This is a genomic window from Mesoplasma florum L1 (genome assembly GCF_000008305.1).
GTDB classification, from domain to species: Bacteria; Bacillota_I; Bacilli_A; order Mycoplasmatales; family Mycoplasmataceae; genus Mesoplasma; species Mesoplasma florum.
Genome location: NC_006055.1, coordinates 215872 through 230493, shown reverse-complemented (window position 1 = coordinate 230493; position 14622 = coordinate 215872). Strand labels below are relative to the sequence as shown.

20 protein-coding genes and 1 other RNA gene are annotated in these 14622 nt (G+C 26.5%); 3 read left to right on the top strand and 18 right to left on the bottom strand.

The window, feature by feature from the left end; all coding sequences use genetic code 4:
• Positions 1 to 41: 41 nt before the first annotated feature.
• The 3 genes from MFL_RS01085 to MFL_RS01075 all read right to left on the bottom strand — a co-directional run bounded on the left by MFL_RS01085 (position 42) and on the right by MFL_RS01075 (position 1281).
• Positions 42 to 509 carry a CinA family protein gene (locus MFL_RS01085; RefSeq protein ID WP_164919776.1) on the bottom strand — a complete coding sequence of 156 codons (468 nt, stop codon included), beginning with the start codon at positions 507 to 509 and terminating at the stop codon, positions 42 to 44.
• A gap of 34 nt (positions 510 to 543) precedes the next feature.
• Positions 544 to 880, bottom strand: an RNA gene (gene rnpB, locus MFL_RS01080) — RNase P RNA component class B.
• A 44-nt stretch (positions 881 to 924) separates the two neighbouring features.
• Positions 925 to 1281 carry a DivIVA domain-containing protein gene (locus MFL_RS01075; RefSeq protein WP_011183101.1) on the bottom strand — a complete coding sequence of 119 codons (357 nt, stop codon included), beginning with the start codon at positions 1279 to 1281 and terminating at the stop codon, positions 925 to 927.
• Between the two features lie 82 nt (positions 1282 to 1363).
• Here MFL_RS01075 and MFL_RS01070 point away from each other — a divergent pair, with 82 nt between their 5' ends.
• Entirely contained in the window at positions 1364 to 1864 is a 501-nt protein-coding gene (locus MFL_RS01070) for a Holliday junction resolvase RecU (protein WP_011183100.1), read from the top strand.
• Here MFL_RS01070 and MFL_RS01065 read toward each other — a convergent pair.
• The 10 genes from MFL_RS01065 to MFL_RS01020 form a co-directional block, all read right to left on the bottom strand.
• Complete coding sequence (locus MFL_RS01065; protein ID WP_011183099.1) at positions 1845 to 2384, bottom strand: DnaD family protein; 540 nt, start codon at positions 2382 to 2384, stop codon at positions 1845 to 1847. The two genes, MFL_RS01070 and MFL_RS01065, sit on opposite strands and share 20 nt — an antisense overlap.
• Positions 2385 to 2458: 74 nt before the next feature.
• Positions 2459 to 2731 (bottom strand): HU family DNA-binding protein, encoded by a 273-nt coding sequence (locus MFL_RS01060; protein WP_011183098.1) that lies wholly within the window; start codon positions 2729 to 2731, stop codon positions 2459 to 2461.
• Between the two features lie 20 nt (positions 2732 to 2751).
• Positions 2752 to 3756, bottom strand: a complete 1005-nt coding sequence (locus MFL_RS01055; protein ID WP_011183097.1) for an NAD(P)H-dependent glycerol-3-phosphate dehydrogenase — start codon at positions 3754 to 3756, stop codon at positions 2752 to 2754.
• A gap of 5 nt (positions 3757 to 3761) precedes the next feature.
• Positions 3762 to 5069, bottom strand: a complete 1308-nt coding sequence (gene der, locus MFL_RS01050) for a ribosome biogenesis GTPase Der (protein ID WP_011183096.1) — start codon at positions 5067 to 5069, stop codon at positions 3762 to 3764.
• A 2-nt stretch (positions 5070 to 5071) separates the two neighbouring features.
• Complete coding sequence (gene cmk, locus MFL_RS01045) at positions 5072 to 5731, bottom strand: (d)CMP kinase (RefSeq protein ID WP_011183095.1); 660 nt, start codon at positions 5729 to 5731, stop codon at positions 5072 to 5074.
• Positions 5732 to 5742: 11 nt separating this feature from the next.
• Positions 5743 to 6444: a hypothetical protein gene (locus MFL_RS01040; RefSeq protein ID WP_011183094.1), complete on the bottom strand. Its 702-nt coding sequence runs from the start codon at positions 6442 to 6444 to the stop codon at positions 5743 to 5745.
• A gap of 81 nt (positions 6445 to 6525) precedes the next feature.
• Positions 6526 to 7803: a 16S rRNA (cytosine(967)-C(5))-methyltransferase RsmB gene (gene rsmB / locus MFL_RS01035; RefSeq protein ID WP_011183093.1), complete on the bottom strand. Its 1278-nt coding sequence runs from the start codon at positions 7801 to 7803 to the stop codon at positions 6526 to 6528.
• Complete coding sequence (gene gmk, locus MFL_RS01030) at positions 7784 to 8677, bottom strand: guanylate kinase (RefSeq protein ID WP_011183092.1); 894 nt, start codon at positions 8675 to 8677, stop codon at positions 7784 to 7786. Before gmk ends, rsmB begins: the two co-directional genes overlap by 20 nt.
• Entirely contained in the window at positions 8667 to 9236 is a 570-nt protein-coding gene (rsmD, locus tag MFL_RS01025; RefSeq protein WP_011183091.1) for a 16S rRNA (guanine(966)-N(2))-methyltransferase RsmD, read from the bottom strand. Before rsmD ends, gmk begins: the two co-directional genes overlap by 11 nt.
• A 57-nt stretch (positions 9237 to 9293) precedes the next feature.
• Complete coding sequence (locus MFL_RS01020) at positions 9294 to 10073, bottom strand: NAD(+)/NADH kinase (RefSeq protein ID WP_011183090.1); 780 nt, start codon at positions 10071 to 10073, stop codon at positions 9294 to 9296.
• A gap of 92 nt (positions 10074 to 10165) precedes the next feature.
• Here MFL_RS01020 and trpS point away from each other — a divergent pair, with 92 nt between their 5' ends.
• Entirely contained in the window at positions 10166 to 11176 is a 1011-nt protein-coding gene (gene trpS, locus MFL_RS01015; protein WP_164919775.1) for a tryptophan--tRNA ligase, read from the top strand.
• 63 nt (positions 11177 to 11239) lie between these two features.
• Here trpS and MFL_RS01010 read toward each other — a convergent pair whose 3' ends face one another.
• The 5 genes from MFL_RS01010 to MFL_RS00990 form a co-directional block, all read right to left on the bottom strand.
• Positions 11240 to 11572 (bottom strand): hypothetical protein, encoded by a 333-nt coding sequence (locus tag MFL_RS01010; protein WP_011183088.1) that lies wholly within the window; start codon positions 11570 to 11572, stop codon positions 11240 to 11242.
• A 9-nt stretch (positions 11573 to 11581) separates the two neighbouring features.
• The gene (gene rplT / locus MFL_RS01005) at positions 11582 to 11944 is read right to left on the bottom strand and encodes a 50S ribosomal protein L20 (protein ID WP_011183087.1); all 363 of its coding nucleotides are present in this window, start codon (positions 11942 to 11944) and stop codon (positions 11582 to 11584) included.
• Positions 11945 to 11967: 23 nt separating this feature from the next.
• On the bottom strand, positions 11968 to 12162 hold the full coding sequence (gene rpmI, locus MFL_RS01000) for a 50S ribosomal protein L35 (protein WP_011183086.1): 195 nt from the start codon (positions 12160 to 12162) through the stop codon (positions 11968 to 11970).
• Positions 12163 to 12193: 31 nt separating this feature from the next.
• Positions 12194 to 12736, bottom strand: a complete 543-nt coding sequence (infC, locus tag MFL_RS00995; RefSeq protein ID WP_011183085.1) for a translation initiation factor IF-3 — start codon at positions 12734 to 12736, stop codon at positions 12194 to 12196.
• 173 nt (positions 12737 to 12909) lie between these two features.
• Entirely contained in the window at positions 12910 to 13383 is a 474-nt protein-coding gene (locus MFL_RS00990) for a PTS sugar transporter subunit IIA (protein ID WP_011183084.1), read from the bottom strand.
• 176 nt (positions 13384 to 13559) lie between these two features.
• Here MFL_RS00990 and MFL_RS00985 point away from each other — a divergent pair, with 176 nt between their 5' ends.
• On the top strand, positions 13560 to 14615 hold the full coding sequence (locus tag MFL_RS00985; protein WP_011183083.1) for a formate/nitrite transporter family protein: 1056 nt from the start codon (positions 13560 to 13562) through the stop codon (positions 14613 to 14615).
• The last annotated feature ends 7 nt before the right edge of the window (positions 14616 to 14622 follow it).

Below are 14622 nucleotides of genomic sequence, written 5' to 3'. Positions count from 1 at the left end.
ATTTACTTACCTCCAATGAATTATTAAGGTAAATAATTATTTTATTTAATGAAATCTAAAAAAAGATTTAATGCTACAGTTAAACCATTTTCTTTAAATTCTATTCTATTCATATTTTTTTCATTAATTTCTACAACTTTATATTTTGATTTTGAGCAAATACAAATATATGCTAAACCTATTTCTTTGTTTTCCATAGCCAATGGTCCTGCATTCCCTGTAAAGCTAATTGAAAAATCAGATTTAGTTAACTTCAATGTATTTTGTGCCATTTCAATTGCACATTCCTCTGATACGACACCATATTTTTTAATAGTTCGTTCGCCTACGCCTACTATTGATTGTTTAAATGAATTTTGATAACTAACAAAAGATCCTAAATAAACATTACTTGCTCCTGAAATATTTGTTATTTCATTTGCAAACATTCCACCAGTAAAAGATTCACAAGTAGATATTGTTTGATTTGTTTTGTTTAAATAATTTACAAGTTTTATCATTGCTTCCATAATTCACCACAAACTATTAAAAAATATGAGATTTTACTATAACCCACGTTTTGTACCTTTCGGTGTCAATCATCTATCTAGGATATAATCCTCCTGGTTTACATTCATTTCTGTTCGCCAAGTTCCTTTACCAAAATTTAAGTTTCTTACTTATGGGGTTTACCGCGTTCCATTTCAAGGTTTCCCTATACTCGTCTCTGTGGCACTTCATAACATCTCCATAGCCAAAAGCCTTAGGTTAGTTATGCCGTCAATACTTGCGTATTGCCTAGACTTATTTTTTCGTCTAGCATAATCACTACAACCATCTCAGATTGTGCAAGCGTGGAGTTTCCTCTACATTAATAAAAATGCAGCGATTGACCATAAAATCTCATATATTATTTTATCTTATATTTATTAACTTACAAAATTTTTATTTATTTTCCAATTTTTCTAAAATTAACTTCATTGTTTTTTCTAATGTATCAATTTGTTTAGCTTGTTTTACAAAATCAGAATTTGATAAATGAACTTTTGTTAGTTTATCAAGCTCAGCACTTTTTGAAATAGCCATCCCTTGATAAGTAGATGCTTTTTGTTCTAGCTCAGCTATTGTTTTATTTTTTTCTTCTAAAACTTTATTTAATTGTTCCAGTTCTTCTTCATAGTATTTCATCTGAACGATTATTTTATCTAGTAAACTATCTACACTTTCAATTTTATATCCTGGAAACTCTTTGGGAATTTTTTCATATAAAATTTCTTCAGCTAATATATTAGGTTTTTTCATAAAATACCTCCGTTCAATATTATTTATTTTATCATGTAATTAAAAATAAAAAAATCCCTTAATACTAATATGAGGTGAATGTATGAATCCTATTAAAAATCAAGGAATGTTTCTTGAGACTTTGCTTAATATAACGCATCAAAAATATATTGATAATAATGATTGTGTTGTATCAAAGATACCAACTAATATAATTCCCATAACTACAAAAAATAATCAAATCACAAGTGCTAAATTTAAAGATAGTTTAAATTGTGATTACATTGGAGCATATAAAGGAACTTACTTTGAGTTTGAAGCAAAAGAAACTTATAAAGATTATTTTGATTTTCATTTAATCAGAAAAAATCAAAATGAAAAGTTAAAGTTAGTTCTAAATAATAAAGGAATAGCCTTTATTATAGTTTACTTTGGGAATTATGAAGAATTTTTCTTAGTTAACTATTTAACTTTAATTAATTGAGTCAACAAAAATAAAAAAACCATTCCTTATGAATGATTTTTAGATAATGCTTATCAAGTTTATTTAGATAATGAATTTAAATTAAATTATCTACCTAAACTTAATTTTCTAATCAGTTAAACTTTAATGATTTTTCTATTTTGTTTGAATATTTACCAATTAACTTAAGGAATGTATCATAATCGCTTATTTGATGTTTATATAGTATGTCTAATACTTGTTGTCTTGATATAGAGTTTTGTAAAAGATCTTTTATTTCTTCAATTTGAGGTATAGTAAATTTTCAACCAATTTCTTTTTCAATTGTTTGAATGAAATATGTTTCTCCTTTTTTCAAAGATTCATTTTCTATTAATAAAACTATTTTTAAAAATAATTGACTAAAATCTATTTCTTTTGGTTTAATTTTAACCAGTCTTTTGTCAACCAAATCTTGTAACTCAACTTCAATTGTATCAATTGATATGTTCATAAACTTAGATAATTTTAAGGGTGTAATCATTTTTTTATTTTCATCACTAAATTGCATTGTTAGTAAAACTATCATAACTTGATTTTCATTCATTGAAATTTTCTTATAGTTTTCTAATAATAATTTGTGTTTTGAAATTAAACCTTTTGCTAATAATTCAATAAGCATGGCTACGCTCCTTTTTTTGTCATATGTTATTTATTTTAATTTAAAAATAAAAAAAAGTAAGCATATGCTTACTTTTAGTTTAATTTTTCTTTTAATTGTTTAGCTGCTTTGAATTTAGCTGATTTAGAAGCTGCGATTGAAATTTTATCACCTGTTGATGGGTTGATTCCTTCTCTTGCTGCTCTTTCACTAATTGCAAATTTACCAAAACCTGCGATTGAAACTTCGTTTCCTGATGATAATTCTTCAATAATTAAATCGAATAATGAATTAACTACTGCTTCACATTCAACTTTTGAGATGTTTTCATTAGCAATAATTTCGTTAATTAAGTCTTTTTTTGTCATATAATTTCTCCTTTAATTTTTTAAACTAATTTCACGTCTCTAAAGACATTATTTAAAAGTGAAATAGGCTTAACATTATTATATAAAATATTATATATTATTTCAAAAAAATTCATGCTAATTTGGTATTTAACCCCTATTTCATGGGCTATTCTGGCTGTTTCCACACCTTCAACAGTTAAATTGAATGATTCTAAAGCTTTTTTAGCATCATTTAGTTCTACAATTCTTTCACCTAATCTGAAATTTCTTGATTTTTTACTTGATGCAGTAAGTATTAAATCACCTAATCCAGCAAAGTTTAAGAATGTTTCAAGTTTAGCACCAAAGTGTTTTCCAAATTCATACATTTCATTTAAACCTAGTGTTAATAATGTTGCATGAGCATTATCTCCAGCATTATATGCCTTAAGAATTCCACCACCAATAGCAATGGCATTTTTTAATGCAGCTGAAATCTCACATCCTGCAATATCTGTTGTTGGATACATGTAGAAATATTCATTAGAAAATACATTACATAATTCTTTAGCTTTTTCAATTGTTTCTGAAGCTATCATAATAGCTGTAGGTTGACGATCAACTACTTCAATTGCAATTGAAGGACCATATAAAGCTGAATAAGTTGATATTACATTTGAACCTTCAAAATATTTTTTTATTTTATCAGAAAGTAATCCTAGATTTTCTTCATCTAAACCTTTTGCAGTATTGATTATATCCATTGGTTTTTTAGCATATTTAATAATGTCATTAACCACGTGCTTAATAGCTGCTGTAGGAACTCCTAAAATTAATATATCTGTATTTTCTAAAGCCGCTGCCATAGAATTAGTTGCTCTAATTGTTTTGTTTATTTTTTTATTGTCAAAGAAAACTGAGTTTTGGTGATAAATATTAATATCATCAACTTGTTGTTCAACAATTCCATACATAATAACATTGTTATCATTATCTGCTAATACATTCGCTAATGCTGTTCCGTAAGCTCCAGTTCCTATAATTGTTATATTTTTTTTACTCATAGTGCTTATTTCCTTTCCCTGAAAATAATTGACATTGGTACACCTTCAAAACCAAATTGAAGTCTTATTTGATTCTCTAAAAACCTTTTATATGAAAAGTGAACATAATCTGGATTGTTCACAAAAAGAACAAATGTTGGAAGATAAGCTTCAACTTGTGCTCCGTAATAAATTTTAAGTCTTCCACCATTGAAATTTGGTGCTGGATTTATTAATTGCGCTTTATTTAAAACTTCATTGAAAACAGAAGTTTTAATTTTTTTATCAAGTGCAGTTCTAATATCTTCAACTGCTGTAAATATTTTAGTAATTCTTGTTTTATCATGTGCAGAAACAAACAGAATTTTAGCATAAGCTAAATATTTAAAGTAAGCTCTTATTTCATCTTCTTTTTTTAATATTTCTTTTTCTTTGTTTTCTACTAAATCTCATTTATTAGCAATTATTATGATAGGTTTTTTTTCTTCAAAAGCTAAACCACCAATATTTGTATCTAAATCGCTTATTGGTACAGATGCATCTAACATAAGTAAAACTACATCACTACCATTAATTGTTGTCAAAGATCTTAAATAACTATATTTTTCAACATTTTGAAAAATCTTTGATTTCTTCCGTATTCCTGCTGTATCTATTAATGTATATTCAATGTTGTTAACTTTAACAACTGAATCTACAGCATCAAGTGTTGTTCCTGGGATATCACTTACAATCATTCTTTCCTCACCAATTAGTGAATTAACAAGAGACGATTTACCAACATTAGGTCTACCAATAATTGATACTCTAGTTCTATTGTCTTTATTAATTTCTTCATGAGAAGGCATTTGATGAATTATGTCATCTAATAAATCCCCAGTTCCAATACCGTGAGTTGCACTAATTAAAATAGGTTCTCCAAATCCTAAACTCATATATTCATATTGATCAAAGTCAGAAGTTTTTTTATCATATTTGTTTACTGCTAGAACAATTGGTTTTTTTGTCTTATAAAGAATTTTAGCTATCATTTTATCTTCATCAGATAAACCTTCTTGATGATTTAATAAAAATACAATAACATCAGCTTCTTCCATTGCTATTTCTGCCTGCACTTTAATTTCTTTTGCAAACGGTTGATCCTCAAGAGTTATACCACCAGTATCAATAACTATGAATTCTCTTGTTAATCATTCTGCTGTTCCATAAATTCTATCTCTTGTTACACCAGGTGTATCTTCAACAATAGATTTTTTTTCTCTAATTATTCTATTAAATAAAGATGATTTACCAACATTAGGTCTACCTACTATAGCGACTATACCTTTTTTCATAATTAATTACCTTCCAATTCTTTTATTTTATCAATAACCATATTAACAACATCTTGGATTGGAATATTTGAATTATCAATTAATCAAGCATCTTCTGCTTTTCTTAATCCATTTTTAAAGTCCTGTTCATCTCTGTTAATTATAGAATTTTTTATTTCATTAAGATTATTATTTTTAATTCCTAATCTTTCATTTTGCTTAAATCTTCTTTCAGCTCTTGCTTCTACACTTGAATCTAAAAATATTTTTAAGTCAGCATTAGGTAAAACAACAGTTGTTATATCTCTTCCAATTTCGATATAACCTCCACCTTTTACCATTGCTCTTTGAGCCTCTACCATGAATTTTCTAACTTCAGGGATTGGAGTTACATAGTTAATAAACTTAACAATGTCATTTTCTTGAATTCTTTTTTCAACTTCTTTTCCATTTAAATGGGGTTTGTTATTTTTAACTGAAAAATCAAATTTTTTCAATGACTCAATAATCTCTTCTTTATTATTAAAATCAATTTCTGATTCTATACATAATAAAGTAAACGCTCTATACATTAAGCCTGTATCAATAAATTCATAACCGATTTTTTTAGCAACTGTATTAAACGTAGCTGTTTTTCCACTACCAGCAGTTCCATCAACGGCTATAACAATTTTTCTTTTCATATTAACCCCTTCTAAATTATAAAAATAATAACTATTCCAATTAATCCAATAACTACAAAACTAGCAAAGAAAATTGTAAATATTTTTGTATTAATTTTAAATCTTTTTTTACTTTGACTTAAGTTATGCATTTTTTCTCTTTGCTTTGCTTTTATTTCGAGTGTTAACTGATCAAATGGTAATCTTTTAATTTCTTTATTAATTGCAATTTTTTCATTATAACTTAAAAAACTTCTTGCTAGTGTTTCATTTTTTTCACCAGCGTAATTTGTTTTGTAAGCCTCACTATTATTCATTCTATCTAAATATTTTCTATTCTTTTCATTTAAAGAATGTAATAAATCTTCTAATTCCTTTTTGTAAAATTCTTTTTCCTCAAATAATATTTCACTTTTTTCATTGTTATTACTACTTGATTCATAATTTTGAATTTTTTTCAATTCTTCAAGAGTATCATTTAGTTGACTAATTATTTCATAATTAAAATGTTTAATTTCTGGGTCATGTTCCAAGTGAAATTTGACATTATCATTTTCTTGATTCAAAACTTTTTCAACTCTTGAAAAAAATTCTGAATCCATTTTTTTTAAAGTTTCTAATGAAGAAGTAACAAAAGAATTTATGGTCAGAAAATCTCTATTTTCAGCAAACTTATTATTTATTTCTTTAACTTGATCTTTATGAAGTTCGCTTCTTGATAATTGTTTGTCCATGTTACTTCCTCCTTTTATATATATTTTATAACAAATACTTATTTTAATCTTAAACAACAAAAAAATAAAAGGGCAATCCTTCTATTCTTTAATCATTTTACAGATGTAAAAACCATCAGTATTCATTTCATAACCAAACAATTGGTTTTCGCTAATAATTTTTATATCTTTATATTTTTCAATAAACTTTTTAATTTGATTTTGATTTTCAGCAGGATTTATAGTACAAGTAGAATAAACCATAACACCTTGTTGTTTTAAATTATAATATGCTGTATCTAATAACTTTTCTTGAATATTTACAATGTTATTTATATTATTTATTTCAATATTATTAATTTTAATTTCAGGTTTTCTTTTTAAAACACCAAATCCAGAACAAGGTGCATCTAATAAGATAAAATCAAAATTTTCTTTTTCATTAATTAAAGTTGCATCTCCACACTTTAATGAAATATTTTTACAATCTAATCTTTTAATATTTTCTTCAATTAATTTTATCTTGTTTTCACTTATTTCAAATCCTGTTACTTGTCCTGTGTTTTCCATTATCATACTTAAATGAGTAAGTTTACCACCCGGTGCGCTACACATGTCTAAAACTTTTGAACCTTTAGTTGGATTTAAGACATTTCCTACTAAAATTGATGCTGGGTCTTGAATGGTTATTTGACCACTTGTATAAGCGTCACTTTTTACAATTGCTTTTTTTGAGATCAAGCAATTTTTTATTTCTGTTTTTTCTAATTCATATTCATCTTTATATTTTTCAAAAAAATCATTTTCTGAAATCTTTAAAGTGTTTACTCTAAAACTTATAACAGGTTTTTGGTTTGAATCAATAGCTACTTTTTTAGCAATATCTTTTCCATATCCTTTTTCTATTAAATTAAATAAATTTTTTGGAAAAGAATTTTCAATACATATTTTTTGATTTTCACTTTTAAAAGAAAAATCAAAAAGTTCTTCCTCATTTTTAATAACTTTTTTCAAACAAGCATTCAATAAACCGGAAAATTTATGATTAACAGACTTTGCAATCATAACCGATTCATTAACAACTGCATATTGAGGGATAGTTTTTAAAAAACGTAATTGATAAATACTCATTCATAAAAGTATTTGAATATCAATATTAGTTTTTTTAACATCAATCAATTTTCTTGAAACATGGTCAAGTAAAATTTGATTTGTTATAGTTCCATGAACTATTGCAAAAATTAAGTTCTTAAACTTGTCAGAAATTGGCATTTTTGAAACATCATTCAAAAGAATGTTTGAAAAAGATTTATTTTTAAATACTTTTTTCAAAATTTCAAATGCTATTTTTCTTGAATTATTAGTCTCCACTAAAATCACTTCTTTGTTTTATACTGAAAAAGTTAATTTTGAACATTAATTTTTGAATTTTAAAATCTACATACTCTACATCATTAATTTTTGAAAAATCTCCATGTGCTAGAGTTTTTCTATAAACTTCAGAAGATAAAATTTTAATCAATTCTCCTCTAGCATCAAAATCGTTTGCTTCTTTTTTAGCTTCTTTGTTATGTGCTAACAATTTAACGTTTGCTTCTCAATTATTTATAAAATAAGTATATTTTTGATCAACAATGTTTTCAACGATTTTAACTAATTCTTTAAATTTAGATTCTTCATTAGATTCAGTACATTTTTCTCTAATTAAAATATCAGTAATTTTAGAAACTGCATTTTCAACAGAATCATTTTCAACAACATAATCATAATTATGTTTTAAAGGTATTTCTAATAAAGCTTTATCTAAACGAGCTTTAATTTTGTCATCAGACTCTGTTGCTCTTCCTTTAATTCGTGATTCTAATTCATTTAATGTTGGTGGCATTAAAAATATAGATAAAACATTTTCTTCATTTCTTAAAACTTGAGTGGCACCATCCACTTCAATTTCTAAAATAACGTTTTTACCTTCATTAAGTTTTTCTTCTACATATTTTCTAGGTGTTCCATATGAGTTACCTACAAAATTTGCATATTCAATTAACTCATTGTTTACTATTGCATTAGCAAATTCTTCTTTTGAAACAAAAAAGTAATTAACACCATTAACTTCACCTTCACGAGGTGCTCTTGTTGTCATAGAAACTGAATATTCTAATTTTAAATCTTTGTTAGTAAGTAGTTCACCATTAACACTCCCTTTTCCTACACCACTTGGTCCTGATATAATAATTACTTTTCCTTTATTCTTCATCTTTGTTCTCCAATCTTATAATGTATAGATGTTTTTTATTGTAATCTTTGTATTTTAATAGTTTAAATTGCGAAATAACTTCTTCATTTAAAGGCATTTCTGACTCTATCATAATAACTGCTCAGTTATTTAATAAATTTAATTCAAGTAATTTTGTAAACACTTGTGCATATGATTCAATTTTGGCAAATGGAGGATCCATATATACCAAGTCAAATTTTTCGTGTTTAAAACATAAAAAATCAAGAAGTTCTAAATAATCTTTATTATGTATTTCTCAGTTTGTTGATTTAGTTTTAGCTAAATTAGATTTAATAACTTTTATCGCATCTCTTGAATAATCATTAACAATTCCAAAAGATATACCTCTACTTAAACCCTCTATAGTTAAAGCACCACTTCCACCAAAAATATCTAAACTTTTTTTACCTTCAAAGATAAAATAGTTATCAATAATGTTGAATGCATCTTCTTTAATTCTTGTTAGAGTAGGTCTTGTATTCATACCTTCTAATGTATTTAATTTTAACCCTTTATACTTACCTGATATTACGTTCATTTAACTCCTTGTTAATTTAATATTATATAGTAATAATATTGTAAAAACATTAAAGAACTAGTTATAAGACTTGTTTGTAGTGAAAATAGAATTCAATATTTTAGTCTTAGTTAATTTTTCACTATTTTTTGAGATTAATTTGATATTTTTTTCACCCATTTGAATTTTGATTAAATTGTTTTCTGGTAGTTTGCATTTCTTACTATCTACAATTATTTCAACATCATTTGGCTTTTTAATAATTACTTCTACTTTATGTTTTCTTGAAAATATAACTGGTGCGCTTAATGTTCTAAAGTTATTGTTTGATACTGGTGCAATTTCTAACATTTGGAATATATTATTTTCATCAATTATTACAGCTCCATTATGAGATTTTGCAAAACCTGTACTTCCTCCTGAAGTAGAAAATACTAATCCTGTTCCTTTAAATGTTTCTAATAATTCTCCATCAATCATTACGTCGGCTTCCAATGGTCTGAGATTATTTATTATTTTAATTTCATTTATAACTTTATAATCATTTGCTTCTAAAACTGAAATTTCAATTGGTTTTTGTTTTTCAATATTATTTAATATTTCTTGAATGTCAGAAATTCTATTGTGATTTGTATAAAAACCAATTCCACCAGATTTAATTGGAACGAAAATAACATCATCCAAAATATTGTTAAATATTTCTGCTGCTTTTAAAAATGTTCCATCTCCACCAATAACAAAAATACAGTTAGGGTTTTTGTTATCTTCAATTCATTTTTTACTTACTAATAAATCAGAAAGCTCATCAGACATTTTTTTTGATTCATTATAATCATTTTTTACAATACTATATTTCATTTTGCACCTCAAGTTAATGTAAAATAATTATATCAATTATTAGGTTATATATGTTTGATATAATATTATATGTAAAAGTGAGGAAGATAAGAATGCAAAAAGAAAGAATGATAACTGGGATAACACCAAGTGATTCAATGAGTTTAGGAAACTATTTAGGTGTTGTTAAAAATTTAATTGAGTATCAAAATGAATATGATTTATTTGTTTTTGTTGCAAATTTACATGCAATAACAATACCAAAAGATCCAAATCAGTTAAAAATTAAAACAAAGGAAATGACAGCATTGTACATTGCTTGTGGATTAGACCCTGAAAAGATGACTCTTTTCTTACAATCTGATGTTGTTGAACATTCTCAATTAGGTTGAATTCTTACAACTCAATCAACAATGGGTGAATTATCAAGAATGACACAATTCAAAGATAAATCAGCTAAAGAAAGTAATGGTGACAATGTTTCTATTCCAGCAGGTTTATTTACTTATCCTTGTTTAATGGCTGCTGATATATTACTTTATGATCCAAAATTTGTTCCTGTTGGTGTTGATCAAAAACAACACTTAGAGTTAGCTAGAGATATAGCAACAAGAATGAACAATAAGTACGGTGAAATGCACGTTGTACCAGAACCTATTTTAACAAAAGGTAATATTAAAATTATGGACTTGCAAGACCCAACCAAAAAAATGAGTAAGTCTAGTGAAAATCCTAAAGCTGTTATTAAAATGCTTGATTCACCAGCTGAAATTGCTAATAAAATTAAATCAGCAGTTACTGATAGTGAAAATTTAATAAAATATGACCCAATTAATAAACCAGGTGTTTCAAATTTAATGAATATTTATTCAATAATCAAAAACGTTTCAATAGAAGAATGCCAAAAAAAATGAGATGGTAAAAATTATAAAGACTTAAAAGACGATGTTACAGAAGCATTGTTAGAAGTAATAACTCCAATTCAGGAAAAATACAATGAAATAATAAAAGGTGATTATATAAAAGAAGTGCTTGAACTAGGTTCATTAAAAGCTAAAAAAGTTGCTATTAAAAAAGTAAATAAAGTACAAAATAAATTAGGTATTAATTGATATAGAAAATAAACTTCACGGTTTATTTTTTTTTATATAAAAATATAAAAAAAGATGCCTAAGCATCTAATTATATTATTCAGGTGCCATTCAACCAACCATTTTAATTCTTTTGATTAGTTTAGTTGCATTCTTTTTAGTTCTGTTTTGAACACAATTAGCATGAACGCCAATATAGTTGTCAATTTCAAGAACTGGTTTTTTAATATTTATTAAATCAATTACTCAAGCAGTTTCATCATTACTCATATTTTCATTTATTTTAAATTCCATTGGATATTTACAAATATAGCAAAGTCTAAAGTCTTTTCTATCCCTATTTTGTATAATTGGGCAGTTTTCTCAAGCTTTAGTATACTCAGCATTAGTAAAGATTACTTTATTTGATTTTTGATCTATTTTAGCCATAAAAATTTATTATTTTGAAGTTAATGCTTTATTTGATGCATCAACTAATAATTTAAATTGTTCTGGGTTTGAAATAGCTAATTCTGATAACATTTTACGGTTAACATCAATGTTAGCTAATTTTAATCCGTTCATAAATTTTGAGTATGATAAACCATATGGTCTAACTGCTGCATTAATACGAACAATTCATAATTTTCTAAAGTCACGTTTCTTTTGTTTACGCCCGATAAAAGCATAAGCCATTGAACGAACTACTTGTTCGTGTGCTTTTTTATATGAAGAATGTTTAGTTCCATAGTAACCTTTTGCACGTTTGATTCAACGTTTTCTTCTTGCTCTAGTTACTTTTCCAAATTTAACTCTTGCCATAACTTATTTTCCTTTTACCTTTCTTATTTTTGTAATAAACCTTTAATACGTTTCATGTCTGTTACATGAACGATTGTAGCTTTTTCTAAGTGACGTTTTTGTTTTGTAGTTTTACCTGTAGCACGGTGAGATCTGTAAGCTTTACCTCTTTTTAAAGTACCGTTTTTCTTAGCAATAACTCTTTTTGCTAATGATTTTTTTGATTTCATTTTTGGCATAATACTTAATTTCCTTTCAATACTTTTCTAATTATTTCTTTGGCACAACGTACATATCTAAGAATCTTGAAGTTAACTTAGCTTCTTTTTCAATTTTAGCTATATCTTCAATTTCTTTGTAGAATCTGTCCAGTGTTTCTTTTCCTAAATCCATGTATGCGATTTCTCTACCTTTGAATTTTAAAGAAATTTTAACTCTATCCCCAGCTTCTAAAAACTCTCTAGCTTTTTTAGCTTTTGTAACTAAGTCATGTTGACCTATATTAACAGTTAATCTAATTTCCTTATTTTCAACCTTAACTTGATTTTTCTTAGCTTCTTTGTTTTTCTTTTGTTGTTGGTATCTGAATTTACCATAATCTAAAATTTTACAAATTGCTAAACCATCAGGTTGTTGACCAACTTGCATTAAATCTAAACCTTTTTCTTCAGCTAATTGAATAGCTTCATTTCTTTTTAAAGGTCCAAGTTTTTCTCCATTGTCTCCAATGATTAAAACTTCTCTAGCTCTAATAAAAGCGTTAATAGGGTCTTGGTTTTTAATAGGTTTTGAATTGTTTCTTCTTTGATCCATCTAATACTCCTTTGGATAAATAAAATGTGTGCCGTCAAAAAATTAGATAGCACACATTATAATATTTTTATATTATTTCATTCTACCACTTCACTTTAGTTGGTGGTGAGCTTGTGCTTCTTTTTCTTTAACATTTAAATTATAACAAATAAATTAATGATTTGTAAATATTATTAACCAACAGTTGCGATTAATTCACCTTTTTTAACTTTTCCCATTTTAACAATAGTAATTTCTTTACCATTTGGGTTAGTTACGATAATAGGTGTTGTAATTGAAGGAACTTTTGGTTTAACAAATTTTAAGTCAACTTTAACCATTGGGTCACCTTGGCTTACTTTGTCTCCTTGTTTAACAAATGATTCGAATCCTTCACCATCAAGGTTAACAGTGTCTAATCCGATATGAACTAAAACTTCAACTCCTGATTTTTCTCTAAATCCGTATGCATGTTTTGTTGGGAAAACACTTGCTAGTTCACCAGCCATTGGTGAAACAAAATCACCATTTGCTGGAACGATAGCTAAACCATCACCCATCATTTTTCCACTAAATACTTCATCTTCAACTTTATCTAATCCTACAACTTCACCATCTACTGGTGCATAGATTTCAACAAGTTTATTTTTTTTACTAAATAATCCCATTATTTTTCTCCTCTTTTTAAACTTAATTAGGCTAATAAAATTATATCATTTAAATTTTTACATAATAATAGTTATATAAACAAAAAATATAAAAAATAAAATAATTTCAAAAAATATAATTCCATTAATGTATTATTAAAATAGAAATTAATTTTTAGAGAAGGAAAATAAAATAAATGATGAAGTGGAAAAAAAGAGCCCATTTAACCGATGAGCAAAAAATCAGTGCTTATAAAGAAGAAATCAATACTTTAGAAAAAGTTGATTATTCTCCTCTTTATAGTCAAGATGTTGCTTATCATAACTATGGATACATTCATACTTTTAGAGTTATATCTGATGGTTTAAGGTTGGCAAATATGAAGCAGTTTATGGCAGGAGTGCTAGCTGGTATTTGAATTGGTTTAGTTTATGTTGCGGTAGCTTATGCAACTTACTCATTTGTTGGGAAAGATAAAGCTGGTTTAGAATCACTTGTTAGAATATTAACTGGATTGATTTTTGGTAGTGTTATACTATTAATATCATTTCTTGGTGGAGGATTTGTCACAGCACATATGTGATATAACAGAACTATGTTTAAAAAAGTTGAAAGATGATCAATTTTCTTGAAAGCATGTGGACTAGTTTACGCTGGAAACATAATTGGAATAATGACATTTACTTGTATCTTTCAATTAAGTGGGGCTTTAAACCACAGTCCAGCTCTAGCTGATCATATATATAATGCTTTTGGTAAAACTAAGCTTTATGAGATTGGTGAAGCCATTGCAAATAATCATAGCTTAAAAGCGGGTATGATTTTTGAAACAATAGGTTATGTTTTTGCAAGTGCTGTATTATGTAACTTCTTAATTTGTTTAGCAACTCAAGGTTCTAAATCAGCAAAAGGTAACACTGTTGCAGCAATGATTATGTATTTCTTAGTTCTATTCTACTTTGCAATTGGGGGATATCAACACTGTGTAGCCAATTGATTTGGTGCTTGAATGTTAATATTAAGAGCTATCTCTGATCCAACAACTCAACACGCAAATATGGCTTGAGCATTTATTACTTTCAATATCATACCAGCTATATTAGGAAACTTCGTTGGTGCCTTAATTATTGGTACATTCATGGGGTTATTTAATAAAGAGTTTGATACGCTTTTAGTTAAAGAAGCTAGAATGAAATTCTTAGCAGAAGAAATTGAAAGAATTGAAAATAAAAAAATGAAAGTAAAAAAATAATCGTTGC